At 69.3% G+C, this 26,523-nt stretch carries 25 protein-coding genes; 9 read left to right on the plus strand and 16 right to left on the minus strand.

The window, feature by feature from the left end; genetic code table 11:
• Positions 1-32 precede the first annotated feature (32 nt).
• From LZ009_RS03900 to LZ009_RS03910, 3 genes are all read left to right on the plus strand, one after another.
• Positions 33-1,163 (plus strand): hypothetical protein, encoded by a 1,131-nt coding sequence (locus tag LZ009_RS03900; protein ID WP_275696555.1) that lies wholly within the window; start codon positions 33-35, stop codon positions 1,161-1,163.
• Between the two features lie 117 nt (positions 1,164-1,280).
• Complete coding sequence (locus tag LZ009_RS03905; protein WP_275696556.1) at positions 1,281-2,231, plus strand: tripartite tricarboxylate transporter substrate binding protein; 951 nt, start codon at positions 1,281-1,283, stop codon at positions 2,229-2,231.
• Between the two features lie 56 nt (positions 2,232-2,287).
• Positions 2,288-2,854 (plus strand): cysteine hydrolase family protein, encoded by a 567-nt coding sequence (locus tag LZ009_RS03910; protein ID WP_275696557.1) that lies wholly within the window; start codon positions 2,288-2,290, stop codon positions 2,852-2,854.
• A 9-nt stretch (positions 2,855-2,863) separates the two neighbouring features.
• Here the strand turns inward: LZ009_RS03910 and LZ009_RS03915 are convergent, their stop codons facing one another.
• The 6 genes from LZ009_RS03915 to LZ009_RS03940 form a co-directional block, all read right to left on the minus strand.
• Positions 2,864-3,283 (minus strand): acyl-CoA thioesterase, encoded by a 420-nt coding sequence (locus LZ009_RS03915; protein ID WP_275696558.1) that lies wholly within the window; start codon positions 3,281-3,283, stop codon positions 2,864-2,866.
• A 2-nt stretch (positions 3,284-3,285) separates the two neighbouring features.
• A complete protein-coding gene (locus LZ009_RS03920; RefSeq protein WP_275696559.1) occupies positions 3,286-4,587 on the minus strand; it encodes a TRAP transporter large permease in 1,302 nt (433 codons plus the stop codon).
• On the minus strand, positions 4,584-5,105 hold the full coding sequence (locus tag LZ009_RS03925) for a TRAP transporter small permease (protein WP_275696560.1): 522 nt from the start codon (positions 5,103-5,105) through the stop codon (positions 4,584-4,586). The genes LZ009_RS03920 and LZ009_RS03925 overlap by 4 nt, the downstream gene beginning before the upstream one ends.
• Before the next feature lie 64 nt (positions 5,106-5,169).
• Positions 5,170-6,207 carry a TRAP transporter substrate-binding protein gene (locus tag LZ009_RS03930; RefSeq protein WP_275696561.1) on the minus strand — a complete coding sequence of 346 codons (1,038 nt, stop codon included), beginning with the start codon at positions 6,205-6,207 and terminating at the stop codon, positions 5,170-5,172.
• A 57-nt stretch (positions 6,208-6,264) separates the two neighbouring features.
• Positions 6,265-7,854: an indolepyruvate oxidoreductase subunit beta family protein gene (locus LZ009_RS03935; RefSeq protein WP_275696562.1), complete on the minus strand. Its 1,590-nt coding sequence runs from the start codon at positions 7,852-7,854 to the stop codon at positions 6,265-6,267.
• Positions 7,851-10,004, minus strand: coding sequence for an indolepyruvate ferredoxin oxidoreductase subunit alpha (locus tag LZ009_RS03940; RefSeq protein ID WP_275696563.1), 2,154 nt, complete (start codon positions 10,002-10,004; stop codon positions 7,851-7,853). Before LZ009_RS03940 ends, LZ009_RS03935 begins: the two co-directional genes overlap by 4 nt.
• A 175-nt stretch (positions 10,005-10,179) precedes the next feature.
• Here LZ009_RS03940 and LZ009_RS03945 point away from each other — a divergent pair, with 175 nt between their 5' ends.
• Genes LZ009_RS03945 through LZ009_RS03955 form a run of 3 tightly spaced genes read left to right on the plus strand, consistent with a single transcriptional unit; the run spans position 10,180 to position 12,933 of the window.
• A complete protein-coding gene (locus LZ009_RS03945; RefSeq protein ID WP_275696564.1) occupies positions 10,180-11,376 on the plus strand; it encodes a PQQ-dependent sugar dehydrogenase in 1,197 nt (398 codons plus the stop codon).
• Positions 11,376-12,017 carry a c-type cytochrome gene (locus LZ009_RS03950; protein WP_275696565.1) on the plus strand — a complete coding sequence of 214 codons (642 nt, stop codon included), beginning with the start codon at positions 11,376-11,378 and terminating at the stop codon, positions 12,015-12,017. Before LZ009_RS03945 ends, LZ009_RS03950 begins: the two co-directional genes overlap by 1 nt.
• A 22-nt stretch (positions 12,018-12,039) precedes the next feature.
• On the plus strand, positions 12,040-12,933 hold the full coding sequence (locus LZ009_RS03955) for a LysR family transcriptional regulator (protein ID WP_275696566.1): 894 nt from the start codon (positions 12,040-12,042) through the stop codon (positions 12,931-12,933).
• Here the strand turns inward: LZ009_RS03955 and LZ009_RS03960 are convergent.
• Both LZ009_RS03960 and LZ009_RS03965 read right to left on the minus strand, forming a co-directional pair.
• On the minus strand, positions 12,923-13,144 hold the full coding sequence (locus LZ009_RS03960; RefSeq protein ID WP_275696567.1) for a hypothetical protein: 222 nt from the start codon (positions 13,142-13,144) through the stop codon (positions 12,923-12,925). The genes LZ009_RS03955 and LZ009_RS03960 overlap by 11 nt on opposite strands.
• 95 nt (positions 13,145-13,239) lie before the next feature.
• On the minus strand, positions 13,240-13,689 hold the full coding sequence (locus LZ009_RS03965; RefSeq protein ID WP_275696568.1) for a helix-turn-helix domain-containing protein: 450 nt from the start codon (positions 13,687-13,689) through the stop codon (positions 13,240-13,242).
• A 199-nt stretch (positions 13,690-13,888) separates the two neighbouring features.
• Between LZ009_RS03965 and LZ009_RS03970 the strand changes: the two genes are divergently transcribed.
• Positions 13,889-14,341, plus strand: coding sequence for a hypothetical protein (locus LZ009_RS03970; RefSeq protein WP_275696569.1), 453 nt, complete (start codon positions 13,889-13,891; stop codon positions 14,339-14,341).
• On the opposite strand, the gene LZ009_RS03975 is transcribed toward LZ009_RS03970, so the two are convergent.
• Genes LZ009_RS03975 through LZ009_RS03985 form a run of 3 tightly spaced genes read right to left on the minus strand, consistent with a single transcriptional unit; the run spans position 14,342 to position 16,166 of the window.
• Positions 14,342-14,764, minus strand: a complete 423-nt coding sequence (locus LZ009_RS03975) for a hypothetical protein (RefSeq protein WP_275696570.1) — start codon at positions 14,762-14,764, stop codon at positions 14,342-14,344.
• The gene (ypfH, locus tag LZ009_RS03980) at positions 14,761-15,378 is read right to left on the minus strand and encodes an esterase (protein WP_275696571.1); all 618 of its coding nucleotides are present in this window, start codon (positions 15,376-15,378) and stop codon (positions 14,761-14,763) included. The genes LZ009_RS03975 and ypfH overlap by 4 nt, the downstream gene beginning before the upstream one ends.
• Positions 15,375-16,166, minus strand: a complete 792-nt coding sequence (locus LZ009_RS03985) for a dioxygenase family protein (protein ID WP_275696572.1) — start codon at positions 16,164-16,166, stop codon at positions 15,375-15,377. Before LZ009_RS03985 ends, ypfH begins: the two co-directional genes overlap by 4 nt.
• 77 nt (positions 16,167-16,243) lie before the next feature.
• Here LZ009_RS03985 and LZ009_RS03990 point away from each other — a divergent pair, with 77 nt between their 5' ends.
• The gene (locus LZ009_RS03990) at positions 16,244-17,143 is read left to right on the plus strand and encodes a LysR family transcriptional regulator (RefSeq protein WP_275696573.1); all 900 of its coding nucleotides are present in this window, start codon (positions 16,244-16,246) and stop codon (positions 17,141-17,143) included.
• On the opposite strand, the gene LZ009_RS03995 is transcribed toward LZ009_RS03990, so the two are convergent.
• The 5 genes from LZ009_RS03995 to xdhA form a co-directional block, all read right to left on the minus strand.
• The gene (locus LZ009_RS03995) at positions 17,144-18,535 is read right to left on the minus strand and encodes a DUF3999 family protein (RefSeq protein WP_275696574.1); all 1,392 of its coding nucleotides are present in this window, start codon (positions 18,533-18,535) and stop codon (positions 17,144-17,146) included.
• Positions 18,532-21,342, minus strand: a complete 2,811-nt coding sequence (locus tag LZ009_RS04000) for a DUF2339 domain-containing protein (RefSeq protein ID WP_275696575.1) — start codon at positions 21,340-21,342, stop codon at positions 18,532-18,534. The genes LZ009_RS03995 and LZ009_RS04000 overlap by 4 nt, the downstream gene beginning before the upstream one ends.
• A 127-nt stretch (positions 21,343-21,469) precedes the next feature.
• Positions 21,470-21,688, minus strand: coding sequence for an oxidoreductase-like domain-containing protein (locus LZ009_RS04005; RefSeq protein WP_430300185.1), 219 nt, complete (start codon positions 21,686-21,688; stop codon positions 21,470-21,472).
• A 17-nt stretch (positions 21,689-21,705) separates the two neighbouring features.
• Complete coding sequence (xdhB, locus tag LZ009_RS04010) at positions 21,706-24,009, minus strand: xanthine dehydrogenase molybdopterin binding subunit (protein WP_275696576.1); 2,304 nt, start codon at positions 24,007-24,009, stop codon at positions 21,706-21,708.
• A complete protein-coding gene (xdhA, locus tag LZ009_RS04015) occupies positions 24,006-25,466 on the minus strand; it encodes a xanthine dehydrogenase small subunit (protein ID WP_430300186.1) in 1,461 nt (486 codons plus the stop codon). The genes xdhB and xdhA overlap by 4 nt, the downstream gene beginning before the upstream one ends.
• Before the next feature lie 102 nt (positions 25,467-25,568).
• Here xdhA and LZ009_RS04020 point away from each other — a divergent pair, with 102 nt between their 5' ends.
• A complete protein-coding gene (locus tag LZ009_RS04020; protein WP_275696577.1) occupies positions 25,569-26,495 on the plus strand; it encodes a LysR family transcriptional regulator in 927 nt (308 codons plus the stop codon).
• Positions 26,496-26,523: the final 28 nt, after the last annotated feature.

The raw sequence follows: 26,523 nt of genomic DNA on the forward strand, positions 1-26,523 counted from the left end.
AGGTAGAGTCGCATCCAGGCAGGAGGAAATGCATGTCCAAGTCCGTCGGCACGCACGAGCGCGCCCACCTCGAGAAAATCGGCCGGACCATCCGCGAGCTGCGCGGCTTCGACGTCTCCGTCATCCAGGACCGCTGGGATGGCCGCCTGGAAGTGATGCAGCGCAAGGTCAACGCGCACGTGGCCGACGTGCTGGGCGCCGGTACGCCGGAGTACAAGAAGCAGGCGATCCCGCCGCTGGACTCCGCGCTCGATTCGACCTTCGGCGAGCGCTACACCCTGGGTGAATTCCACGACTGCCTGCGCGCGGCCATCCAGCAGGCGATCATCCGGCTCGACGCGATCAGCAAGCTGGCGGTGGACAAGCCGCCGCAGGCCGCCGCGCCGGAGGCGGCGCCCGAACCGACCCCGGCCCCAACGGCAGCACCGACCCCTGCGCCGACGCCAGCCCCCACGCCCGAACCGACGCCCGCGCCGACCCCTGCGCCAACGCCCGCGCCAACGCCGGCGCCGACACCAGCCCCCACGCCAGCGCCCACACCGGCCCCCACGCCCGCGCCTACCCCGAAGCCCACCCCCGCTCCGACGCCGGCCCCGACTCCCAAGCCGACCCCGGCCCCCACACCGGCCCCGACGCCGAAGCCGACCCCCGCGCCGACCCCCGCGCCGACTCCGGCGCCGACTCCGGCGCCCACCCCCAAGCCCACGGCCGCGCCCGCCCCTGCCGCGACCCCCGCTCCTGCCCCGAAAGCCTCCATGTCCGCTCCCGTTCCCGCCGCGGCCCCCGGCCGCACGCCGCGCATCGCGATCGTCTGCCGCGACGACAACAACGGCGAAGCGGTCACCACCTTCATCGCCGAACTCGGGCTCGAGCCGGTGATCAGCCAGGAACCCGGCGCCGACGGCGCTTCGCTCGAAGTGCTGGAGCGCCTGCGCGAGGCCGACTTCGCGCTGGTGCTGCAGGCCGAGCGCCAGATCGAGATCGGCTTCCTGCTGGCGACGCTCGGCCGCGCGAAGGTGTTCGTGCTGCAAACCGGCGAGGGCCCCGCTGCGCTGTCCGGCCTGGCGCACCACACCATCGAGGACAGCGGCGTCTGGCGCCTGCTGCTGGCCCGCGCGATGAAGCAGGCCGGCCTGGAAGTCGACCTCAACCGCGCGCTCTGAATCCGGCCCATTCTTGAGGGCCGGTTAACAATGCCTTGAATCCCGGGCTGGTCGTCCACTGCGCTTTTCCCTAAAGTGACGTGCCATACGACGGCATAGACCCGCAGGAGACAAGCAATGAAGCGACTGATTTCGGCCCTCGGCCTGGCCTTGCTGGCACCCCTGGCCATGGCCCAGGCCTGCCCAGAAAAAAACCTGCAGTACTGGCAGGCCTTCCCGCCCGGCGGCGAGTCCGACCTGTCGGCCCGCCACCAGCAGCTGGTGCTGCACAAGAAGTGCCCCGGCATCGAGACGATCATCCAGTACAAGGCCGGCGCCGGCGGCGCGCTGATGTGGTCGCAGATGAACCAGCTGCCGGCCGACGGCCTGAACGTGGTGGGCGTCAACCTGCCGCACATCGTGTTCCAGCCGATCCAGGGCGACGTGCAGTACAAGACCGGCGACGTCGTTCCGGTGTACTGGTTCCACTTCACGCCGGACATCTTGGTGGTCAACGCCAAGAGCCCGATCAAGAACTTCCAGGAGTTCCTGGCCGCCGCCAAGGCCAACCCCGGCAAGCTGAGCCTGGCCGGCTCCGGCCAGTACTCCGCCAACCACGCGGCGCACGAGCGCCTCGATGCCGCCTTCGGCGTGAAGACGCTGTACGTGCCCTTCAAGGGCACCGGCGACCTCGCCGCTTCGGTGATCGGCGCCCAGGTCGACGGCGCCATGACGTACACCCCCTTCGCCATCGCCAACATGGACAAGGGCGTGCGCCCGCTGGCCGTCGCGATGGAGAAGCGCCACCCCCTGATGCCCAACGTGCCCACCTTCAAGGAGCTGGGCGTGGACTGGGTCGATGGCGCCTACCGCGGCATCGGCATGCCCAAGTCGACGCCGCCGGAAGCGCGCAAGCGCATCTCCGACATGTGGCGCAGCATGAACAACGACGCCGAGATGAAGGAGCTGGCGGCCAAGAGCGGCTTCGAGCTGGTGAACGTCGGCGTCGAGCAGATGGATGCCTTCATGGCGGACAAGACCAAGCTGTACACCGAAGGTGCCGCCCGCATGGGCCTGGGCAAGAAGTAGCTTCGGCGCTCTCCTACAAAGGCCGCCTCCGGGCGGCCTTTACCATGGTGCGCACCATGATGCCCCACGCGCAGGTGCCCCACAGCGAACGGGCGCTCCTCCTCATCGACTTCATCAACCCGCTGGACTTCCCCGGCGCGGAAAAGCTGGCGGCACCGGCGTTGCGCGCTGCCAAGGCCGCAGCGAAGCTGCGCGACCGCTGCGACCGGCAGGGCATCGCGGTGGTCTATTGCAACGACAACTACGGCGTCTGGCAGTCCGACTTCCACAGCCTGGTCTCGCAGCTGACCGGCCGCGACGGCGAGGCCGGCGAGATCGCGCGCCTGCTGGCGCCGCGCGCCACCGACCTCACGCTGCTGAAGCCGCGCCACTCGGCCTTCTATTGCTCGCCGCTGGAGCTGGTGCTGCGCGAGATGGAGGCGAAGGAGCTTTTCGTCTGCGGCCTGGCGGCCGACATGTGCGTGCAGCTGACGGCGGCGGACGCCTTCATGCGCGGCTTCAAGGTCTGGGCGCCGGCCGACTGCACCGCGGCGGAAACGCCGGGCGCGAAGGCGGCGGCGATGAAGCACATGGCCACCGTGCTGAAGTGCGATGTGCGGGCTTCGACGGCGCGGCGGAAGTAGCCGCGCCCCTTACTCGCAGAGCCTGCGGATCTCCTCCGGCGCCGGCACGGCGCGGATGCCGGTGGCATCGCCTTCCTTGCGCGCCGCGAAGATGCGCACTTCCTCGCACTCCATGATCGCGTCATCGCCCCGGACGATGCGGTAACGCTGCACGAAACTCTTGCCGCGCCACTCGGCGACGCTCACGTGGATCTGCAGCACGTCGCCGTAGCTGGCGGTCTTCATGAACTTCGCGTGCGTGTCGACCAGCGGGGTGCCGATCACGCCCCACAGCTTCTCCGTCTCGTTCCAGTCCGGCACGCCGCACGCGATGAAGAAGTGCCGCGAGGCCGCGTCGATCCAGCGGAAGAAGTTGGGAAACCAGACGATGCGCGCCGGGTCGCAGTCGCCGAACTCGACGCGCTGGGTGTAGACGATTTCCTTGGCCATGGTCAGCCCATTTTCCCCGGAAGCCAGAGCGCGATGATCGGGAAGGAGATCAGCACGACCAGGCGGAACAGGTCGGTGGCCACGAAGGGCAGCACGCCCTTGAAGATGGTGGTGAAGCTCACGTCCTGCACCACGCTCTTGATCACGAACACGTTCATGCCCACCGGCGGATGGATCAGCCCGAGTTCCACCGTCATCACGATGATCACGCCGAACCAGATGGGGTCGAAGCCCAGCTGCGTGATCACGGGGAAGATGATCGGCACGGTCAGGATGATCATCGCCATGGCGTCCATCAGGCAGCCGAGCACCAAGTACATGATCATGATCATGGCCAGCACGCCGTAGCGGCCTATGCCCAGCGCCGTCAGGAACTCGGTCAGCTTCTGCGGCGTCTGCGTGATGGTCAGGAAGTAGCCGAACATCAGCGCGCCGATCAGCACGGTGAACACGGCGGCCGCCGTGCGCGTGGCCGAGAGCAGCGCTTCCTTGATCTTGGCGCGATCGAGCTTGCCGCGGATCAGTCCCAGCAGGAAGGCGCCGCTGGCGCCCACGCCGCCCGCTTCCGTCGGCGTGAAGAAGCCGCCGTACAGGCCGCCGATCACGAACAGGAACAGCACCAGCGGCGCCCAGACGTTCTTCAGGTCCACCACGCGCTCGCTCCAGGGCTTGGCTTCGCCGCGCGGCAGCCAGTCGGGGCGCACCTTGACGATGATCATGATGGTGACCACGTACAGCAGCATCGCGAACAGGCCCGGGATCACGCCGGCCATGAACAGCTTGCCGATGTCCTGCTGCGTCAGGATGGCGTACACCGCCAGCACCGTCGAGGGCGGCAGCATCGCGCCCAGCGTGCCGCCGGCCGCGATCACCCCGGTGGAGAAGGACTGCGGGTAGCCGAAGCGGCGCATTTCCGGGTAGGCCACGCTGGAGAACGTGGCCGCCGTCGCGACCGAGGAGCCGCAGATGGCGGCAAAGCCGCCGCAGGCCAGCACGGTGGCGACGCCGAGGCCGCCGCGCAGGTGCCCGATCAGCGAGTTGGCCGCCTTGAACAGCTCGCGGCTCACGCCGGAGACCGAAACGAAGGCGCCCATCAGCATGAACATGGGGATCACGCCGAAGGTGTAGTCGGTGACCGTGCGCATCGAGGTCTGGCCGACCAGTTTCAGCGCCGGGGCGAAGCCGGTGAGGTAGCCGTAGCCGGTGATGCCGACCAGGCCCATGGCCATGCCGACGGGCACCCGCAGCAGCATCAGCGCGAACAGGGCAATGAACCCGGTCAGGGCGACGAGATCGTTGCTCATTCCATGGCTTTCTGTTCGAAGTGCTCGTCGTGCAGCGCTTCCGGCTTGAAGACCAGGCGCCAGGTGCGGATCGCGATCAGGATCACGGCGCAGACGTCGCCTATCCACGCCACGGCGTAGAAGGGCCAGGTCGGGATGTTCAGGTCGTAGGTGAGCACGTGGTCGGTGAAAGTGCCGCGCACCTTGTCGAACAGCATGGCCGTCTGCACCGTCACCACGAACAGCAGCACCAGCGTGGCGAAGACGTCGATCAGGCGCTTCTTGTTCCTGCCCACCGCGGCCCAGACCAGGTCCACCGTGATGTGGCCGCCGCGGTAGCTGGTGGCGGCGATGCCCCAGAAGATCAGGATGCCCAGCAGCATGCGGCCGAAGTCGTACGAGTCGGGGATCGACGTGCTGAAGAACTTGCGCAGCAGCACGTTGACGAAGATGTTGAGCGCGACGATCCCCACGAAGATGGCGGCGAGCCATTCGATCGTGTTGATGAAGCGGTCGGCGAAGTTCTGTTTCTTGTCCATGGCGCCGCGTGTGAAAAGGGCCGGCGTACCGAGTGGCACGCCGGCCCGGGTCAGGTCCGGAAGGTTACAGCGCGGACTTGTACTTGCCCAGGCTGGCCTTGAACGAGTCGAGCACCTGCTTGGGGTCGCCGCCGGCCTTCTTCACGCCGTCGGCCCACTGCACTTCCACCGGCTGCACCGCGGTGCGCCAGGCGGTGAGCTGGTCGGGCGTGAGCTTGTAGACCTCGTGGCCCGCCTCGGCGGCGATCTTGGCGCGGCCGGCGATCTCGAAATCGGCCCAGGCGCTGCCGATCTTCTCGGCCCATTCGCTGGTGCAGTGGTCGTCGATCACCTTCTTCTGCGCCGCCGACATGGCGTTGTACTTGTCGTTGTTCATCACCCAGACGAAGGGCGTGACGTACAGCGGAACGTCCATGTGGTACTTCACCACCTTGTCGATGCCGAACAGGTTGAGCGAGCCCCAGGGGAAGGTGATCGCCTCGGCGACGCCGCGCTCCAGCATGTCGCGCGCTTCCGGCGCCGACGACTGCACGTTGGTGCCGCCCAGCGTGGTGACCATCTGGCCGATGGTGCTGGTGGCCGGGCGGATCTTCATGCCCTTGATCTCGGTAGGCAGCACCACCTTCTTCTTCGAGTGCAGCGCGCCCGGGTCGTGGGCGAAGGCGAAGCAGAAATGCACGTCCTTCATTTCCTTCGCCGCGTACTGGCGGTACCAGGAATCGATGGCGGCGGAACCGGCCTTGGCGTTGCTCACCATGAAGGGCAGCGACGAGGCCGCGAAGACGGGGAAGCGGCCCGGCTGGTAGCCCGGGTTCACGTACGAGAAGTCGCTGATGCCGTCGCGCGCCATGTCGTAGTGGTCGAAGGCCTTGCCCAGCTGCTCGGAGGGGAACAGCGTGGAGGTGATGGTGCCGCCGGACTGCTTCTTGATGTCCTCGGCCCAGGCGGCCAGCGCCGGGTTCAACGCGTGCTGCGCGGGCACCCAGCTGGAAAGCTTGAGCGCCACGGGCTTGTCCTGCGCCTGCACGGCGCCGGTGGCGAGGGCCAGCGCCGCGGCGAGGGCCAGGGCGGCCGGTTGGAACGGGGAAAGGCGCTTGTTCATGTCTGTCTCCTGCAGGTTGGTGTCTCGAAAATCGATTACGTTATATAACGAAGCTGTTCATGCAGCCTTGGTGGTTTCACCGAGCTTGGGCTTGCGCATCCAGCGGATCGGCACCGCCTTGACGGGCCGCGGCGGCGCGCCGTGCTGCACCAGCGTGGCGTCGAGCGCCTTGCCGGCGTCGTCGGCCAGTGCGGCCTCGCGCGCGGCGCGCACCGCGGCGGCCGCATCGGCGGCGTGGGCCAGGTGGTCCAGCACGTGCAGCAGGTTCTCCTTGCCGCGTTCGTTGGTGACGCCGTAGCCCTTGATCAGGCGGCCGCACAGCGCGATCTCGTGTCCGAGCTGCCAGTCACGGCGCGTGCCTTGCACCACGCCTTGCAGCCACTTCTCGATCATCTGCTGTTCCACGGCGTAGCGGCTGCCGCGCACGCGCAGCCACTTGAGCGAGGCCAGGGTGCGCAGCGACAGCATGCCGAGCACGCTGTGGGTGCCGACCTTCAGCGGCAGTGCCCAGGGTTGCCTGCCGTCGGACACGCGCTTGCGGTCCCAGGCCACCAGCCTGCCGGCGAAAGCCGGCGGCAGCAGCGCGGCGAACTCGGGCACGCCGGGCTTGAAGTGGTCGTACAGCTTGAGCAGGTCGGCGTCGCCCAGCTTCACCTCGCCCTTGACGCGCGACCAGCGCGAGGCCCGGCTCTTGAGGTCGGCCACGCGCACGATGTCGTCGAAAGCCATCCACAGCGCCAGCCAGCGGGCCATCTCGCGCGTGGTGGCGTGGCCGCGCGCTTCGGCCGGATCGGCCTCGCGCTCGGCGGCCAGCACCTGCTGCAGGCGCTGCACGTAGAGCTCGGCGTAGTCGCGGCCCTGGTATTCGAGCAGGCGGGCGTAGCCCAGGCCGAACATCTCGTGCACCGATGCCGGGAAGTGGGCGGCGTGATGCGGCGGCGAGGCCTGCGGCGCGAGCGTGCCGGCCGGGTCAAGCTGCGGCGCCAGCACCTGCGCGACGAAGTCGCTCTGCGCCTTGCCTTGCGCCACGATCTCGAAGGCCCTGGCAAAGCCGCGCAGGCTGGCTTCGGCGCCCTTGCCGCCGGCCTTCACCACGGCTTCGTAGTCCTCGCGCTTGAACGGGAACAGGCCGCTGCCCGCGATCGCGCCCAGCATGACGGCGCTGACGACCGTTCCGGCCTCCTTTGCGATGGCGGCCATGTCGAACACCTGGTGCGCGCGGCTGAACTGGCGCACCAGCTTCAGCAGGTCGGCGTCGTCGGCGCGGCCGTCGGCCATCTGCATGCGTTCCTGCGTGGTCAGGGTGCGCGCCGAGGAGGTGATGACCAGCGTGCGCTCGGGCGAGGGCAGGCCGTTGCCGACCTGGCGCGCCGTCTCCAGCAACTCGGAAGAGATCATCGCGTCGAGCGCGCCCGGCACGGGGTTCAGGCTGAACACCGGACGCCGGCCGGCGAGTTCCGCCAGGGTCGCCGGGAACACCTCGATGTAGTAGGTGGTCGCGCCGGTGCGCTGCGCCACGCCGGGAATCGACGTGGCCTGCGCGGGATAGCCGGCGTGGCGGGCGATGTCGACAAGCCATTCGGTCAGCACGCCGCCGCCTTCGCCGCCCAGGGCGCAGATCAGCAGGGAGATCGGTTTCTGTTTCATGCGGGCTGCAGGGCGCGCACGATGGCGCCGCGAAAGGAGTTGAACAGGCGCTCGTGCCACTTGGGGTTCTGCACGACTTCGGCGCGGTAGAAGCTGGGGCACAGCGTGGCGGCATGCGCGTTGGCGCCGCACAGGCCGCAGCCGACGCAGCCGTCGATCACGGTCGCCACCGGATCCACCTTGAGCGGATCGGGGTTGTCCTTGATGGTCAGCGTGGGGCAGCCGGAGAGGCGGATGCAGGCGTGGTCGCCGTTGCACACGTCTTCGTCCACGCCGTACTTCACGCGCACCACGCGCTCGCCCTTCTTCAGCAGGTTGGCCAGCCAGGGCTTGATGCGGCGCTGGCGTTCCAGCTGGCATTCGCCCTCGGCGATGATCACCTTCAGGCCGTTGAAGTCGCTGGTGAAGGCATCGGTGATGGTGGCGCGCATCTTCTCCACCTCGTAGGTGGTGACGGTGCGCATCCACTGCACCCCCAGCCCCCGCAGCGCGGATTCGATGGTCTGGTTGGTGTGGACGATGCTCGCGCCCTTGTCGGTGGCCTCGAAGCGCGCGTCCTCCCTGGGCGTGGAGATGATCTCCTGCGTACCGGTGGCCGAGGTGTAGCCATTCTTGAAGATCAGCAGCACGGCGTCGTCGCCGTTGAAGAGCGCGCTCTGCACGCCGGTGAGCAGGCCGTTGTGCCAGAAGCCGCCGTCGCCCATGATGGCCAGCGTGCGCCGCTGCATCATCGGCGAGACGCCGGCGCGCGAGGCCAGCGACATGCCGTAGCCCAGGATCGAGTGGCCCATGGAGAAGGGCTCGAAGGTGCCGAAGGCGTGGCAGCCGATGTCGGCGGCGACGTGCACATTGCCGATCTGTTCCTGCGCCAGCTTGAGCGCCGAGAACACCGGCCGTTCCGGGCAGCCGATGCAGAATCCCGGCGGCCGCGCCGGCAGGGGTTTCGCGAGGGCTGCGGCCGCGGCCTGCCTGCGCTCCGTGTTGCCGGTGAGCCAGCGCCGCGCTTCTTCGGTCGCAGGGCCGGGCAGGTAGGCGGACGCGAACTGCGTGAGGCCGGTGGACAGCACTTCCACGCTGTACTCGCCGGCCGCGGGCAGCAGGTCCTTGCCATGCAGGCGGGTCTGCACGTCGCGCCGCCGCAGCAAGGTCGCGATCTCCTGCTCGATGTATTCGGGCTGGCCTTCCTCCACCACCAGCACGGACCGCTTGCCGATGCAGAAGTCCGCCACCTGCTCCGGAACGATCGGGTAGGTGACGTTCAGCACCAGCAGGGGGATCTCGCTCTCGCCGAAGGCGTCGGCCAGGCCCAGCTGCTGCAGGCTGCGGACCAGCGAGTTGTAGAGGCCGCCCTGCACGATGATGCCCAGGTCGTCATGCCGACCCGGGAACAGCTCGTTGAGCCGGTTCTCCACGATGTACTTGCGGGCGGCCGGAATGCGCTGCTCGCCCTTGAGCTTCTCGTGGCGGAAGGTGACCGGCGGGTGCGCCAGCTTCATGTAGTCGAAGGCGCTGGGGTCTTCCATCAGCGCGCGCGTCGACACGGCGGGCGACACGTTGTCCTTGGTCGCGAAGCTGCCGCGCACGTGGCAGGCGCGGATGCGCAGCTCCAGGATGGTCGGCATGTTCGACGCTTCCGACAGCCGGAAGCCTTCCTCCACCATGCGGGTCATCACACCCAGGTCCGGCCGCGGGTCCAGCAGGCACATGCTGGACTTCATGGCGTAGGCGTGCGTGCGCTCCTGGATCACCGAGGCGCCTTCACCGTAGTCTTCGCCCACGACGATCAGCGCGCCGCCGGTGACGCCCGGCGAGGAGAGGTTGGACAGGGCGTCGGACGCCACGTTGGTGCCGACGATCGACTTCCAGGTGACGGCGCCGCGCAGCGGGTAGTGGATGGAGGCGCCCAGCATCGCCGCGGCCGACGCTTCGTTGGAGCAGGCTTCGACGTGCACGCCCAGCTGGTCCATGTATTCCTTGGCCTGCACCATCACGTCCAGCAGGTGCGACACCGGCGCGCCCTGGTAGCCGCCGATGTAGGCCACGCCGGACTGCAGCAGCGCCTTGGTGATGGCGAGGATGCCCTCGCCGTGGAAGGTGTCGCCCGCGCCCAGGCGCAGCGACTCGATTTCCTTGCTGAACGAAACTTCCAATGTCTTGCCTCCGGGACCAACGGGGCAGTTTGGCGCAGTGGGCGCCATCGATCAATCCAATGAGGCGACTAAGCGACATGCATTGGATGCATGCGAGTAACTTCCCTCTTTCCCTATTGCCGGGCCGGGGGCTTCGCCACAGAATCGCGCTCCCGGAAACCGAAGGAGACAAGTCATGAAGCATGTTCGCTCGCTTGTTGTACTCGCAGGGCTTTGCTGTATCGGCCTCGCGTCGCTGGCGCAAACCCCACCCGCGGATGAACCCGGATGGGCCAAGGGACGGCCCAAGGCCAACGACAGCGCGATGAAGATGGCGCCCGTGCCGGCCTTCCCGATCCCCACGGCGCCCGACAAGCTGCCGACGTCCAAGTTCAAGCTGCCACCGGGCTTCAAGGTGGAGACCTGGGCCTCGGGCATCCTGGATGCGCGCGGGCTGCGGCAGGGGCCGAACGGCAGCGTCATCGTCAGCTCGCTGTTCGTCGCCAACAAGGTCTACATGGTTCCCGAGCAGGGCAACCGCCAGGCCAGGGTGATCATCGACAAGATGCCCTTCGCGACCGGCATCGAGTACGCCAACGGCAGCCTGTTCCTGGCGACCAACGAGAAGATCTACCGCTGGGACAACGTCGACAACCGCATGGACAACCTCGGCGAGCCCAAGGTGATCTACGACAAGCTGCCGGGCGGCGGCGACCACAGCTGGAAATTCCTGCGCATCCGCGACAACAAGCTCTATTACGCCGTCGGGGCGCCCTGCAACATCTGCGACCCGGGCGAATGGGCGAAGATCTACCGCATGAACCTCGACGGCAGCGGCGTCGAGACCATCGCCTCCGGCGTGCGCAATACCGTGGGCTTCGACTTCGATCCCAAGACCGGCAACCTCTGGTTCACCGACAACGGCCGCGACTGGTTCAGCGAGGAGCTGCCCAACGACGAACTGAACGTGGTCACCAAGCCCGGCCAGCAGCACTTCGGCTATCCGTACTGCCACCAGGGCAACATCCCGGATCCGGAATTCGGCTGGGGCAAGTCCTGCGGCGACTACCAGAAGCCGGCCGCCCTGCTGGGCGCGCACGCGGGTTCGCTGGGCTTGAAGTTCTACACCGGCAAGATGTTCCCGCCCAAGTACCAGGGCGCGATGTTCATCGCCGTGCACGGGCCGTGGAACCGCACCACCAAGTACAACGGCGTCTACGTAGGCTATCCGGACGGCAAGGGCGGCGCCAAGGTCGAACCCTTCATGACCGGCTTCGTCGAGAACAACCAGTACCTCGGCCGCCCGGTCGACTTCCTGGTGATGAAGGACGGCTCGCTGCTGGTGAGCGACGACCACGCGGGCGCCATCTACCGCATCAGCTACGGCAAGTGATGGTCAAGGGCGCTGCTTCGCTGCTGGCTTGCGCGACGGCACTGGCCTTGCTGCTGGCTGCGCCCCAGGCCGGCGGCCAGGCGAAGAAGGCGCCGGCTGCGAGGCCCGCATCGGCTGCGAAGGCGCCGGCGCCGGACTATGCCGCGCGCTTCGCCGGCCTGTGCGCGGCCTGCCACGGCCCGCAGGGCCGCAGCGAGCTGGCGCCGGTGCTGGCGGGCCAGCCTTCGCTGTATGCCGCCACCCAGCTGTTCCTGTTCCGCGAAGGCCGTCGCAGCAACGAAGCGATGACGGCGGTCGCCAAGACCTTGAGCGACGATGACCTGCGAGGCTTCTCCGACTACATCGGCACCTTGCCCGCCGTGCCCCCGCCGGCGCCGGCGACGCCGCCGGATGCGGCGCGGATGGCCAAGGGCCGAGCGCTCGCGGAGCAGCACAAGTGCGTGTTCTGCCACGGCGCCGACCTGGCCGGCGGCCAACAGGTGCCGCGGATCGCGGGGCAGCACGAGGACTACCTGCGGGAAAGCCTGCGCGGCTTCCACTCGGGCGGGCGGCCGGGCTACACGCAGGCGATGACCGCCGCGGTCAGCCAGGTGCCGGTGGAAGACCTCGACCTGCTGGCCTGGTACGCGGCACGGAGATAATCGGCCGGACCCTATCCAGCCGATGCACATCAAGGACGTCGACCTCAACCTGCTGCGGCTGTTCGACGCGGTCTATCGCACGCGCAACGTGAGCCGCGCGGCCGAACTGCTGGACCTCACGCAGCCTGCCGCGAGCCAGGGCCTGACGCGATTGCGCACGCTGGTCCACGACCCGCTCTTCATGCGCGGCGCCGGCGGCGTGCAGCCCACCCCCAAGGCGCATCGCCTGGCCGAACCGGTGCGGCAGGCACTGGCCACGCTGGAGCAGGCGCTCGCCGACACCGCGGGCTTCGACCCGGCGCAGGCCACCCGCAGCTTCCACATCCACATGAGCGACATCGGCGAGAGCCGATTCCTGCCGCAGCTGATGGTGACCTTGCGCGAACAGGCGCCCGGCGTGCGCATCGAGACGCGGCCGCTGCCGCGCGAGCAGATCACCGAAGCGCTGGACGCGGGCCGCATCGACTTCGCCTTCGGCTTCCTGCCGATGGTCAAGGAGACGCAGCGGCTGCAGCTGCTGAAGGACCGCTACGTGGTGCTGCTGCGCGCGGGCCATCCCTTCGCGCGCAAGCGGCGCGCCGGCAAGGCGCTGCTGGAGGCGTTGCGGGAGCTCGAATTCGTCGGGGTGCGCTCGCATGCCGACACGCTGCGCATCGTGCAGCAGCTGCGGCTGGAGAACCGGATGCGGCTGGTGACGGAGCACTTCATGGTGCTGCCGGCGATCGTCGCGGCCACCGACCTGGCGGCGGTGATGCCGCGCAACATCGCGCGCGGCTTCGAAGGCGGCTACGCGATCGTCGAGCCGGAATTTCCGCAGCGCGACTTCGTGGTGGCGCTGCACTGGAGCCGGCGCTTCGAGGCCGACCCCGGCAACCGCTGGCTGCGCGGGGTGATCGAGACGCTGTTCAAGGAATAGTGCGGATCGGCAACACGGGCCGGGGCCTGGCTTCCAGCGGCGGGCAGTCCCGCCCGTCGGACTGCAGGGTGGCCAGCGAGTGCGTGACGGCCGCCGTCAGCTCTGCGTCGGTGGCCGGGCGGCCGCAGCCCAGTTCCTGCTGGAGGTCCTGCAGCAGGTGCTTGAGGAAATCCAGTTCGCCGCGGGAAAGGTCGATGGGGTCTCTGTCCATGCCCCTAGGGTCGCCGCAAGCCGGCGCCTGCCCTGTCAGCTTCTCTCCATCGATCTTTTAGGACGGCGCCCGAGCCATGCGCGGGAGCGAACGGATCAGCCCTTGCGCAACTGCTCGAGGCGGGTGTTGGCTTCGCGCTTGCCGATGCCGCGCAGGGCGGCGATGGCTTCCAGCTGGCGCGCGCGGGGGCGCGACTCGCCATGCTCCCACTTGTAGACCGATTGCCCCGAAACGCCGATCAGCGCCGCGAAGTCCGCCGCCGACAGGCCGAGCTTCTGGCGTTGGGCCGCCAGTCGCGTGGGGCTGAAGCGGCGGGAAGTGGATTCGTCCGAGCCCTCTTCCGATGCCGCGGAGGCGACGTTGCGGCCGGCGGCGCGGTTGACCTTCTTGAGCTGGCGTTCCAGCGTTTCGACGCGCTTGCGCAAGGCGGCGATGTGGCTTCGATACTGGACGGAGGCCTTCTTCAGTTCCTGCGTCTGGGACCGCAGTTCCTTGCGTGCCAGCCGGGCGATCTCTTCCTTCAGGACAACGGCGATGTTGGGCATTTGCGCGTGGTTTCTGCCGGCTCGGCGTCGTTGCCCTGGCTCGGCGAGTTAGTGCTCCCTGACCCGCATGATAGATGGGCTTGAGCCCGATACCCCGAAAGTACCCGACAGCAAGCCTGCCTCCGACACGCTTGTGGGTCCTGTCCTACAGATTTCAGCCGAAAAGCCTCCCTACCATTCGATCCCCTGGAGGTTTCAGATGGACAGGAATCTTTCGGCCAGCGCCCCCGACCGTCCGGGCAAGACTTCGGTCTGGATGACGTTCCGCAGCGCCGGCAAGTACGACGCTCCCGAGAGCCAGCCCACCACGACCCAGCCGCCGCACGTGGGCGTGGGTTCGCTGGACAACGTGCGCTCGGTCTTCTGGCAGGCGTACAAGCACCTGTTCCCGCCGCATTCCCTGGCCGCGCAGACGCCCAACGGCAACGTGGTGATCTCCTGGTCCATCATGGACGAACCCGGCGCCCGCTACCCCTATGCGGCCCCCGTGCTGCTTCGCTTCGACCAGGACCTGCTGGACGTGATGTGGCGTTGCACGCCGGCGCAGCGCCTCCGCCTGGCGGAGAAGCATGAACCCACCTTGCGCGAAGGCATGCGCGGCTACGACCCGTATGCACGCTTCCCCAATGCCCGGGTGGTGGTGATCGGGTAGTCAGCGCTCCAGCCGGAGCGCCGGAAAGCCGAGGTGGTGCAGCACCTCGCGCAGGATCAACAAGCAGGCGAAGACGGCCGGTTGCGCCAGCACCGGCTCGCTCGCGGCCGGCCGCCCTTGCGCCACCGCCGCCGCCCGCGTGAACAAGGCTTCGATCGTGTCCGCGTCCAGCGTCGCGCCCGCGATTTGCAGCAGGGCCTGAACTTCCGCGCCTCCACGCACCAGCAGTTCACCGCCCCCCGGCAGCCGGCGATGCAGCGGCATCACCGCGTCCTCGATCACCTCGATCGCCGTCTCCGCCTCCAGCGCTGTGGGTGGCGCGTGGCGCAGCACTGCGTCGACCAGCAATTGCGGACCGACCGGCGCAACGACGTCCTGCGGCACGAAGCGCAGGCTGCGCGGCGAAAGCTCCAGCGTGGTCATGCGGCCAGCCTTTGCAGCAGGATCTCCAGCGCGCGGGCGTCGATGCCGTGGCCGAGCCCGGCGATGGCGTCGTAGCTGGCGTCGCCGCCCAGCGCCTGCAGCCTTTGCGAAGCCGCGTAGGCATGGGCGGCCGGGATCACCGGGTCGGCGTCACCGTGGATGAAGTGGATGCGCACGCCGCGTGGCGCTTGCTCCGGCAAGGCGTCGTAGCGGCCCGACAGCGAGACCACGTGCGCGGCCGGCGGGTCCGCCTGGGCGGTCGAAGCCAGCGCCATGATTGCGCCCTGCGAAAAGCCGACCAGCGTGGTCTGCGCCGCGCCGACGCCGGCGCGCTGTTGCCAGTCGCGCACGGTCGCCAGGAAGCGCGGCAGGGTCTCGCGCACGCGCGCCGGCCGGTTGTCTTCGGTCACGCCGCGCACCGAGAACCATTGCCGGCCGGTTCCGAAGTCGGAGGCATCGGGCGCGGCAATGCTGGCCACGAAGGCGGAGGGCCGCGCTTCCGCAATGCGCGCGCCCACGGGGGCCAGGTCGCGCGGGCTCGCGCCCACGCCGTGGAACAGCAGAACCAGTTCGGTCGGCTGCGCCGGTGCCTGCAGGACCAGTGCGCCGTTCATGACGCTGCGCCCCCGAACACGTAGGAGTCCATGGACAGCACGCCGTAGGTGATGCCGCCTTCCAGCGTCTGCACCCGGTCGTCCGGCGCCGCGGCGCCCGCGGCCACCAGCAGGGGCAGGAAGTGTTCCGCCGTCGGGTGCGCGCGCTTCGCGTGCGGCGCGATCGCCAGCGTCTGCTGCAGGCGCTCGTCGTCGCGCGCCTCCACCACCTGGCGCACCCAGGCCGCGAATTCGCGGGCGTAGTCCGCTTCGTGGCCGTCGTCGTGCATGCGGAACTCGTAGAGGTTGTGCGTCAGCGAGCCGGAGCCGACCACCAGCACGCCTTCGTCGCGCAGCGGGCGCAGCGCCTGGCCGAGCGCATAGGCCTGCTTCGCGTCGAGGGCCGCGGGCAGCGAGAGCTGGAACACCGGCACGTCGGCAGCGGGATAGAGGAAGCGCAGCGGCACCCAGGCGCCGTGGTCCAGGCCCTGGTGTTCGTCGAGTTCCGCGGGCCAGCCGGCAGCGCGCAGCACTTCCTGCGTGCGCCGCGCCAGCGCGGGGGCGCCCGGGGCCGGGTACTGCAGTTCGAACAAGGCGCGCGGGAAGCCGCCGAAGTCGTGCACGGTGGCAGGCGCGGCGGTAGCGGCTACGCGCAGGCCGCGCGTCATCCAGTGCGGCGACACGACCAGCAGCGCCTTCGGGCGCGGCAGCGCCTTGCCGAGCGCGGTGAGTTGGGGGCCGAGGCGGCCCGGTTCCAGCGCGAAGGTGGGCGCGCCGTGCGAGACGAAGAGGACAGGAGTGCGTTCCATGATCCATCCAATGTAGTTGTCGCGCCGGGAAAGATAAACGTGCTTCAATGGCACACACTGTCTCGCGAGGTTGAACAATGGACCGCTTCCTCGAACTGCGCTCCTTCACCGAAGTGGTGGATGCCGGCAGCTTCGTCGCCGCCGCCGACCAGCTCAGCCTGTCCAAGGCCGCGATCTCCCGCCACGTCGCGGAACTGGAAGCCCGGCTCGGCGTGCGGCTGCTGCATCGGACCACCCGCAAGCTCTCGCTCACCGACGAAGGCGAGGTCTTCTATGCCCGCAGCCGCGACGTCCTGGCCGGGCTCGAGGAGGCGGAAGCGGAGCTGACCAGCCGCAGCCGCGAAGCGGTGGGGCAGTTGCGCGTGAGCGCGCCGGTCAGCTTCGGGATCCAGCACCTGGCGCCGGTGTGGGGCCAGTTCCGGCAGAAGCATCCCAAGGTGGCGCTGGAGGTGAACCTCTCCGACCGCGTGGCCGACCTCGCCGAGGAAGGTTTCGACGTCGCCATCCGCATCGCGCGCCTGCCCAGCTCCAGCCTGGTGAGCCGCCAGCTGGCCGCAACGCGGATGGTGCTGTGCGCCTCGCCGCCATACCTCAAGCGCGCCGGCAAGCCCGCGCATCCTTCGGACCTGGCGCGGCACGCGGTGGTGGCGTACAGCTACTGGTCGGAACGCGACACCTGGGAGTTCGACGGACCCGAAGGCCGCGTGGCCGTCCGCACCGATCCCTGGCTGCGCACCAACAACGGCGACGTCTGCCGGGCCGCCGCCTTGCAGCACCAGGGCATCATCCTGCAGCCGACCTTCATCGTCGGCGCCGACCTGGCGAGCGGCAAGCTGGTGGAAGTGCTGCCCAGGTACCGCTCGCTCACGCTGGGCATCCACGCCGTCTACCAGAGCCGCAAGCACCTCACGCCCAAGGTGCGGCTGCTGGTCGACTTCCTGGTGCGCTGGTTCCGCGAGGAGCGCTGGCCGCGTTGATCAGGCCGGCGGCGGGGTTTCGCCGCGGCGCAATTGCCGCAGCAGGGACCAGGCCACGCCGCCCAGCACCAGCACGGCGGCGAGCAGCACGGCCCAGAGGCCGGCCGAGCGCGCATCGAGGCCGCGTGGCAACCAGGCAGGAGGTGCCGCGACCGGGTCGCTGCGGGCGTCGCGCAACTGCGCCAGCGGCAGGTCGGCGAGGCGCTTGGTGGTCGTGGCGGCCAGCATGCCGATCGGCAGGGCGGCGGCGGCGGTGGCTTCGCGTCCCGCGGCCAGCTGGTAAGGACCGTCCGCGCCGGCGACGAATACCAGGTCCACCGGATCGAACAGAACGCGCACCGCGATCGGCACGCCTTGCAGCCGTGTCCCGTGCGTGGCTTCCACCCGCAGCATGCGCACCGACGGGTGCTGCAGCACGGCCGGCAGGTTGACGCTCTCCTGGCCCGCTTCGCCCAGGCGATACACCACCGCGCTGCCGAGGAAGCGCCAGGGTTCGGAGGCCCGGTTGCGCCCGAGGATGCGCAGCGGCAGCAGCGTGTTGGCGCGCGGCGTGGTGATTTCCAGTTGCGCGACCGGCGTGGCGAAAGGCAGTCCCCACTCGAGCGCCAGATCGGCGTCCGGCTGCGGCGCAGGCAGCGTGATGGCCGGGCGTTCGGGCTGCACGGGCCCTGCGCTCACCAGGCCGGTGACGGATTCGATGGCCACGCCTTGCTGGCCCGTCCACTCCAGGCGCAGGTAGCGGTCCTGCAGGCGCAGCGGCTCGCGCAGTTCGAGCCGGTCGTTGGCCGGCGCGTTGTCGCCCTCGAAGCGGTAGACGCGGCCTTGCAGCGCGATGGGCGTCCAGTTCTCGAGGTCCGCGCTGCTGCTGGCGCTGATGCGCACCGGCGCATTGGGCGGCAAAGTGGCCTTGAGCACGAGTGCGGTGACCGGGTCCTGCAGCTTGCGCGTGTCGAACAGCGCGGCCGGCAGCTTCTGCGCCTTGCCTTCGGCGGCAGATGGCGTGCCGCCCATCTGCACCCAGACCGATTGGCCGGCGCTGTTGCTGTCCACCTTCAGCTGCACGGCGCCGGCCGGCAAGGCGCGGCCGGGCACGGCGGTGTGCAGCTGCAGCGCGGGGAACGCGGCGGTCGCGGTGCGTGCCGCGGCGTTCGGCTGCGCAGGGGCGGCCAGCGCGAAGGGCACGGGCTGGCCCTTGGCATCGAACACGCGCAGGTCGGCGGCGCTGGGCGACTGCAGCCGCGCAAGCGCGTCGGCCGGCAGCGATGCGCGCACCAGGCCGCTGCGCCCGCCCGTGTCCAGCGTCGCGCGCCACTGGAAGTCGGCGGCGCCGGGGTCGGCGGCGTGGGCGTGCAGCGCCATCAGTGCGGCGGCCAGGACCAGGGTGACCTTCATGTCGCGGCTCCCTGCAAACCTTCGCCCCCCGGCGACTGCGAGGCGCGCGCCGGGGGCAGCGGCGCGAACCACCCCACCACCAGCATCAGCAGGCCGACCGCGATGAAGACGACGATGCGCTCGGAGCCGCCGCGATTCGACAGGTCGATCACGAACAGCTTGAGCACCGTCAGCCCCAGCAGGCCGGCGCCCAGCATCCAGGGCGTGCGCAGGGCCTGGCGATGGGCGACCACCATCAGCACGAGGGCCAGCAAGGTCCACAGGATCGAGAAGCCCGCCTGCACGAGGAAGGACGAGAACAGGCTGTGCGCGTCCCACGCCACGTGGCCGTAGTGGTGCGCCATGCGCAGCCATACGGTGTTGAGCGCGATGAAGGCGATCCCCGCCAGCACGGCGCCGGGCGCCGGGCCCAGCGCGGCGGCCGGCACCTGCAGGTAGCCGGAACGCACGCGCAGCAGCCAGCGCGCGCAGGCCAGCAGGGCGAGGGCCAGTGCCAGGTCGGTCGGATTGAGCAAGGGCAGGTAAGGCAGCGGCCTTGCATCGCCGCGCGAGTGCACGGCCACCAGCACCGTCCCGGCCGCCAGCGCGATCGCCAGCGGCGCCGCGGCGCGCCAGAGATAGGCCGCGCCGAACCGGTTCAACGGGTAGGCCGCGGTGGCAACCCCGGCTTTCGCCGTTTCCCACAACTTCCGCGTTCCCAGCAGCAGCATCACCGTGGTCGCCGCCACCAGCAGGATCACCGTCGCCCACGCCGTCTGCCAGAGCTGCGCCTTGCCGATCGCGAACACCAGCCCGTTCCCGAGCAGCAGCACCAGCAGCCAGACGCCGCCCGCATGCACCCACGGCCACCAGGCTTGGGGCGCTCCGCCATCGAGGTGGCGCAGCATCGTGAAATGCAGCAGCAGCGCCAGGGGCCAGGCCAGCCAGCCGCCGGACTGGAAGACGTGGTCCAGCGTGGCCATGCCGAGCACGGCCGCCATCAGCATCACCGGCATCACCGTCCACGCGGGTGTTGCCGCGACCGGCCACGGCGATGCCCGCCTGGGCAGGGCAAGGTGGTGCAGCGCAAAGGCGCTCAGCGCCCAGGCCAGCAGGTGCAGCAGCTGGCGCTGTGCCGGATCGAACAGCGTGGCATAGCCGCCCTGGGCGTCCACGCTGAAGCGGCCGATCTCGCCGCTCAGTGCCCATTGCCACCAGAGGAAGCCGGCCCAGAACAGCCAGGGAGAGAGCGCGTTCTCGAGGCCCGCAAAGGCCGTGGCCGGCGCGCCCGCGTTCTCGGGCGCACGCGGCGTGCGGGACCACCAGGCGATGGCCAGCGCCGCGGCGGCCAGCATGGTGGCGCCGAGGAATGCCGGGTTCGCCAACGGCCACTGGCCCAGTTGCGCGTGCGAGCTGCCTTCGAGATACAGCAATGCCGCCAGGCCCTGCAGCGCCAGGCCGGCGGCGCGGGCCAGCCAGCGGCCCTGGCGGCGGCCCATCCAGTAGACCGCGGCGCCTTCCACCGCCCAGACGGCGGAGGTCCAGCGGCCATCGAGCGCGAGCGGCACGGCCAGCGTGACGAAACCCAGCGCCAGGGCAGCGAAGCACTCGGCCAGCCACTGGTTCACCGTGCGATCGCCCGCCTGGCGCCGCACCAGCCACCAGCCCAGCACCAGGTACAGCGCGCCCAGCGCCAGCGAGGAAAAGGCGGTCGCATAAGGCACGTCGCGCAGGAGACCGGCCTGCAGACCGAAAGCCACCACCGGGTTGCCGAACAACAGCGTCGCATCGATCGCCTTGCGTGCGCCGTCGCCGTGGCGCAGCGCATAGAACAGCGCGGCCAGCAGGTACAGCAGGAAGAAGGCGACCAGGAAGGGCTCGGTGCTTTCCAGGTCGGCGGGGCTGTACTTCAGCACGCCCCACAGCGTCGCTACGCCGAAGGTGGCGAAGAATCCGAGCAGGTTGAGCGCGCGCCAGGCCTTCACCCAGGCGATGGCGGCAATCGCCACGCCCAGCAGCAGGTAGTAGCCGAAGAGGCCGACATGGCTGCCCTGGCCGGTGGAGACCAGCAGCGGCGCCGCGAAGCCGCCGGCGAAGCCGATGAAGGCGAGCGGCAGCGCGTTCTGCGCCAGCGCGATGATCGTGGAGAACAGGCACACGAGGCCGAGCGCGCCGAAGGCCGCGGCGGGCGGCAGGTACTGGTAGAGGCGGAAGGCGGCGAAGACGGTGAGGTACAGCACCGCCACGCCAGCGCCTTGCAAGGTGAGCGCGAAGCCGCGCTTGGCCGGTGCCTTGCTGCCGGCGCGCAGCCCGAAGACGAAGAGGGCGATGCCGGCGGCCCCGATCGCGGCCAGCCGCAGCTGCGGCGGCAGCAGCGCGTTTTCGACCGCGTACTTGGCCAGGAAGGCGAGCCCGACGAACAGCACCAGCACACCCATGCGCACCACCGTGTTGCCGCCGAACAGCCAGTCGCGCGCCCGCCAGAAGAGGCGGGTGACGAAGTCGGGCTCGGCGGGCTTCACCGGGGCGCGGGGACGCGGTGCCGGCGCTTCGGCAACCACCGTGGTTGGCGCGGCGACGACGGGAGCCGGGACAGGCGCAACCGCGGTCGGCGCCGCGGCGGTTGCGGCCGCAACGGTGGGCGCCGGCACGATGGCCTGTGCCGGCCCGGCCTGCGTGCGCGCGACTTCGCGCCGCACCGCGGAGCGCAAGCTCCAGCCGGCAGCCGCGCCCAGGATCGCTCCCAGGACCATTTGGAATTCGGAATCGCCGTAGCCGCGCCACAGAAGGCCCAGCACCGCTCCCCAGATCGCGCCCCAGATGACCATGCCAAACCCCCTCGCAGGATTGCCGTGCGGCGACTGTGGCCGCGGCCGGCCGCTGTGCCGCGGCTCGCTGGGTCCAGTATAGGAAAGCGCTACCGGCGGGCCCCGGCGCCGCGCCCGAAGGGCTCCCTCAGGGGACGGATGGCAGCAGCGCCGCGGCTTGCTCGCACCAGTAGTCAGCCGCGGCGAACCAGCTTTCCCACACGCAGCCGTTGCAGCCCTTGCCGCAGCAGGTGTCGGGTTCGGGCGGCGGCGCGCGAAATACCAACCCGCCAGCGGCCAGCTGAAGGCCGAGTTCGGCAAAGCGGGAGCGCGCGTGGAGCAGGGCGGGCGAGCCTTCGGAGATCACGCCGCCATTGTCGCCAATCACTTCAGCGCGCGCAGCACGTTCTCCGCCGTCGCCGGCGCGTCCATCCGCACGGCCTTGCCCTTGGCCTGCGCCGCCGCATCGCGCAGCGCTTCCCACACGCTGATCGCCAGCATGAAGGGCGGCTCGCCGACGGCCTTGCTGCCGCCGACGTTGTCTTCTCGGTTGGCCTCCGGCCAGAGCTCCACCTGGAAGTGCTCCGGCACGTCGCCCGTCGCCGGGATCTTGTAGGTGCTGGGTGCGTGCGTTGCGAGGTAGCCCTTGTCGTTCCACACCAGCTGCTCGGTCGTGAGCCAGCCCATGCCCTGGATGAAGCCGCCTTCGATCTGGCCGATGTCGATGGCCGGATTGATGGAGGTGCCGACGTCGTGCAGGATGTCCACCTTCAGCACGCGGCTCTCGCCGGTCAGCGTGTCGATGGCCACCTCCGTACAGGCGGCGCCGTACGAGAAGTAGTAGAACGGCCGCCCCGTCAGCGTGTGCTTGTCGTAGTGGATCTTGGGCGTCTTGTAGAAGCCGTCGCTCCACAGCTGCACGCGCGAGTGGTAGGCGTCGTCGAGCAATTGCTCCCAGGTCATCACGGCCTGCGGCCCGCTCACCTGGCCGTGGGCGAAGATCACCTGCTCGGGCCGGCAGTCCTGCTTGTCCGCCACGTAGGCGGCCAGGCGCTCGCGGATCTCCCGCGCGGCGAACTGTGCGGCGCGGCCGTTGAGGTCGGTGCCGCTCGATGCCGCCGTGGCGCTCGCATTGGGGATCTTGCTGGTGTCGGTCGCGGTGATGCGCACGCGCTCGAACGGGATGCCCAGTTCGTCGGCGACGATCTGGCAGATCTTGGTGTGCAGGCCCTGGCCCATCTCCGTGCCGCCGTGGTTCACCTGCACGCTGCCGTCGGTGTAGCAGTGCACCAGCGCGCCGGCCTGGTTGAAGAAGGTGGCGGTGAAGGAAATGCCGAACTTCACCGGCGTCAGCGCCAGACCGCGCTTGATGACGGGGCTCTTCGCGTTCCACTGCGCGATGGCGGCACGCCGCGCGCGGTACGACGAGGACTCTTCCAGCCGCTCCAGCAGCGGATGCAGGATGTTGTCCTCCACCTGCATCTGGTAGTGCGTGACGTTGCGGTCCTCGACGCCGTACAGGTTGGCGCGGCGCACGTCGAGCGGGTCGAGCCCCAGCGCGCGCGCGATGTCGCCCAGGATCGCCTCGATCGCGATCATGCCCTGCGGACCGCCGAAACCACGGAAGGCCGTGTGGCTCTGCACGTTGGTCTTGCAGCGGTAGGAGACGATCTCGACGTCGGAGAGGAAGTAGGCGTTGTCGGCGTGGAAGACCGCGCGGTCCGCCACCGGGCCGCTCAGGTCCGCGCTCCAGCCGCAGTTGGCCAGCAGCTTCAGCTGCAGCCCGGTGATGCGGCCGCTGTCGTCGAAGCCGACGTCCCAGTCGTAGGCAAAGGGATGGCGCTTGCCGGTGACCATGAAGTCGTCGTCGCGGTCCAGCCGCAGCTTCACCGGCCGCTTGGTCTTGCGCGCCGCCAGCGCGGCCCACACGGCGATATGGCCCGACTGCGTTTCCTTGCCGCCGAAGCCGCCGCCCATGCGCCGGCACTCGACGATCACTGCATGGTTCTCCAGGCCCAGCGCATGCGCGACCCAGTGCTGGATCTCGCCCGGGTGCTGCGTGCTGGAATAGATCCACCACTGGTCCTGCTCCAGCGGCAGCGCGTAGCCGACCTGGCCTTCCAGGTAGAAGTGCTCCTGGCCGCCCACTTCGAGCGAGCCGCTCAGCCGGTGCGGGGCCCGCGCGATTCCCTGCTCGGGCTCGCCGCGTCGCACGGTCACCGGCGGCAGCACGAAGCTTTGCGCCTGCAAGGCTTTGCGCACGTCGACGATCGCCGGCAGTGCTTCGATGTCCAGCTTGACCTTGCGTGCCGCGCGCCGCGCCTGCATCACCGTCTCGGCCACCACCACGCCGACCACCTGGCCGATGAATTCCACCGTGTCGCGGGCAAAGATCGGCTCGTCGTGGACGAAGGTCGCGAGGATGGGGTCGCCGGGGATGTCGGCCGCGAGCACGACGTCCTTCACGCCGGGCATCGTCAGTGCTGCGCTCGCATCGACGCCGCGCAGCTTGCCGCGCGCGACGTTGGAGAGGATGGGCGCGGCATGCAGCGTGCCTTTCACCTCCGGGATGTCGTCGATGTAGGTGGCGCCACCCGCCACCTGGGCGCGGGCGCTCTCGTGAGGGTGCGACTGGCCGGTGGCCGGCCGCGCGGCCGTCCGGGCCAGGAATTTCTCGGGGGCGTTCATGTCACTGCTTCCTCCAGCCGGAAGCTCTCGAGGTTGATCTGCCGCAGGCCCTGGCTTTCCAGCCAGAAGCGCTGCATGAGGTTGCCGAGCACCTCGGCCCGGTAGGCCGAAGATGCGCGCATGTCGCTGATCGGCTGGAACTCGGCGCGCAAGGCGGCCGTGGCGCGCTGCGCCGCTTCCAGCGTCCAGGCCTGCCCACGCAGCGCCGCTTCGGCCTGCAAGGCGCGGGCGGGCGTGGCAGCCACGCCGCCGGCGCCTATCCGCACTTGCGCGACCACGCCGTTTTCGATGGTAGCGTTGACCACCAGGCACACCGCCGAGATGTCGTCGTCGTAGCGCTTGGAGATCTTGTAGGCACGCAGCGTCTCGCCCGCCGTGGGCCGGGGCACCTTGATCCAGGCCACCACTTCATCGGGCGCCAGCACGTTCTTGCGGTAACCCGTGTAGAAGGATTCCAGCGGCAGGTCGCGGTGTCCGCGCGCGGACATCAGCACGACGTGCGCGCCCAGCGCGATCAGCAGCGGCATCGAGTCGCCGATGGGCGAGCCGTTGGCGACGTTGCCGCCCAACGTGCCCGAGTTGCGCACCGGCAGGCCGGCGAAGCGGTTGGCGAAGGTCTTGAGCTGGGGCCGCTGTTCGACCAGCGCCTCGAAGGCTTCGGTCAAGGTTGCCGCGGCGCCGATCGCGATGTGGTTCTCGTAGGGCTCGATGCGTCGCAGTTCCTCCACGCGGGTCACGTCCAGCACCTGGGGAAACTGCATGTGCATCTTGGTGACCCACAGGCCGACGTCGGTGCAGCCGGCCACCACCTGCGCCTGCGGATGCTGCGCCCGCAGCGCCAGCAATTCGGGCAAGGACTTGGGGAGCAGGTAGGTCGACGAAGGCGCTTCGTCACGCAATGCCGCAAGCTGCGCCAGCACCGCTGCCTCGTCCACCCGCATAGCCGGCAGTTCCGCCATCTGCTGCGCCGCATCGAGGATGGGCCGGTAGCCGGTGCAGCGGCACAGGTTGCCCGACAGCTCTTCCTGCGCCAGCGCGCGGGAGATCGCCTCGCCCTGGCAGGTGTGGTTCTGGTACATGCCGAACAGGCTCATCACGAAGCCGGGCGTGCAGAAGCCGCATTGCGATCCGTGGCACTGCACCATGGCCTCCTGGGCCGGGTGCAGCGTGCCGTCCGCGGCGGCGATGTCTTCCACCGTCCAGACCGCCAGGCCGTCGACGGAGTGGGCGAGGCGGATGCAGCTGTTGATGGCCTTGTACGCGAGCCGGCCTTCGCGTTCCTCGCCCAGTACCACCGTGCAGGCGCCGCAGTCGCCTTCGCCGCAGCCTTCCTTGGTGCCGGTGCAGCCCAGGTCTTCGCGCAGCAGCTCCAGCAGCGTGCGCTCGGGTGGTACATTTTCCAAGCTGACGAGCTCGCCCCGTCGAACGAATCGGATCTTCTTCGGTTCCATGTCCATGCAATCCAGTATGGGTCAATTTCCAGGGGATGCCACGAGGGTAGGTTCAGACCCCGGTGCTACGCATATGGGCGGCCATATGAAACGGATGCATGCAAAGGTATGAGAGACCAGGCGCTTTTCGACAAGATAGACCTCCACTTGATCAGGGTCTTGCATACCGTGTTGACCGAACGCAGCGTATCGAAGGCAGCTCTCCGGCTGGGCATGTACCAGCCGGCGGTGTCGGCCTCGCTGAAGCGGCTGCGGGAACTGGCAGGCGACCCCCTCCTGGTGCGCTCGGGCTCCGGCATGGTGCCCACCGACGCCGGCCTGCGCATGATCGAGCCCAGCGCAAGCATCCTTCGTGCCGCCGAGACGCTGTTCTCCGCGGCACGCGGCTTCGAGCCGCAGACCGCCGCCAACACCTTCCGCGTCGCCGCGGCCGACTATCTCGACCCGCTGTTCCTGCCGCAGCTGGTGGCGCAGATCAAGGCGCAGGCGCCGCTGTGCCACATCGAGATCCATCCGCTGTCGGCGGCTTCGGATTACCACACGCAGCTGGCGCAGGGCGAGGTCGACGTCGTGATCGGCAACTGGCTGAAGCCGCCCGAGGAACTGCACCTCGGCAAGCTGTTCGCCGACGAGATCGTCTGCCTCGTCGGCAAGGACCACCCGGCGGCCAAGCGCGGCTGGTCGCGCGAGGACTGGCTGGAGGCCGAGCACATCGCGCCCACGCCGACCCACCCGGGTGCGCGCGGCGTGATCGACGAATACCTGGAGTCGCAGGGACTGCATCGCAACATCACGGCCCGCTGCCCGCATTTCGGGCTGATCCCACGCATGGTGGCATCGAGCTTGCTCGTGCTGACCACCGGCCGGCAATTCTGCGAACGGTTCACGGAACGCCTGCCGGTGCAGGTGCTGCCTTGCCCGGTCGAATTTCCGCAACTCGTCTACTACCAGCTGTGGCACGAGCGGACGCATGCGTCCGCGGCAGGACGCTGGCTGCGCGAGCGGGTGAAGCAGGTCGCCGCCGCGCTGCAATGAAAAGGGCATGGATCCCGGGCCCGGCCCG

Origin of the sequence: Ramlibacter paludis, from assembly GCF_022012305.1 — a bacterium.
Taxonomy (GTDB): domain Bacteria; phylum Pseudomonadota; class Gammaproteobacteria; order Burkholderiales; family Burkholderiaceae_C; genus Ramlibacter; species Ramlibacter paludis.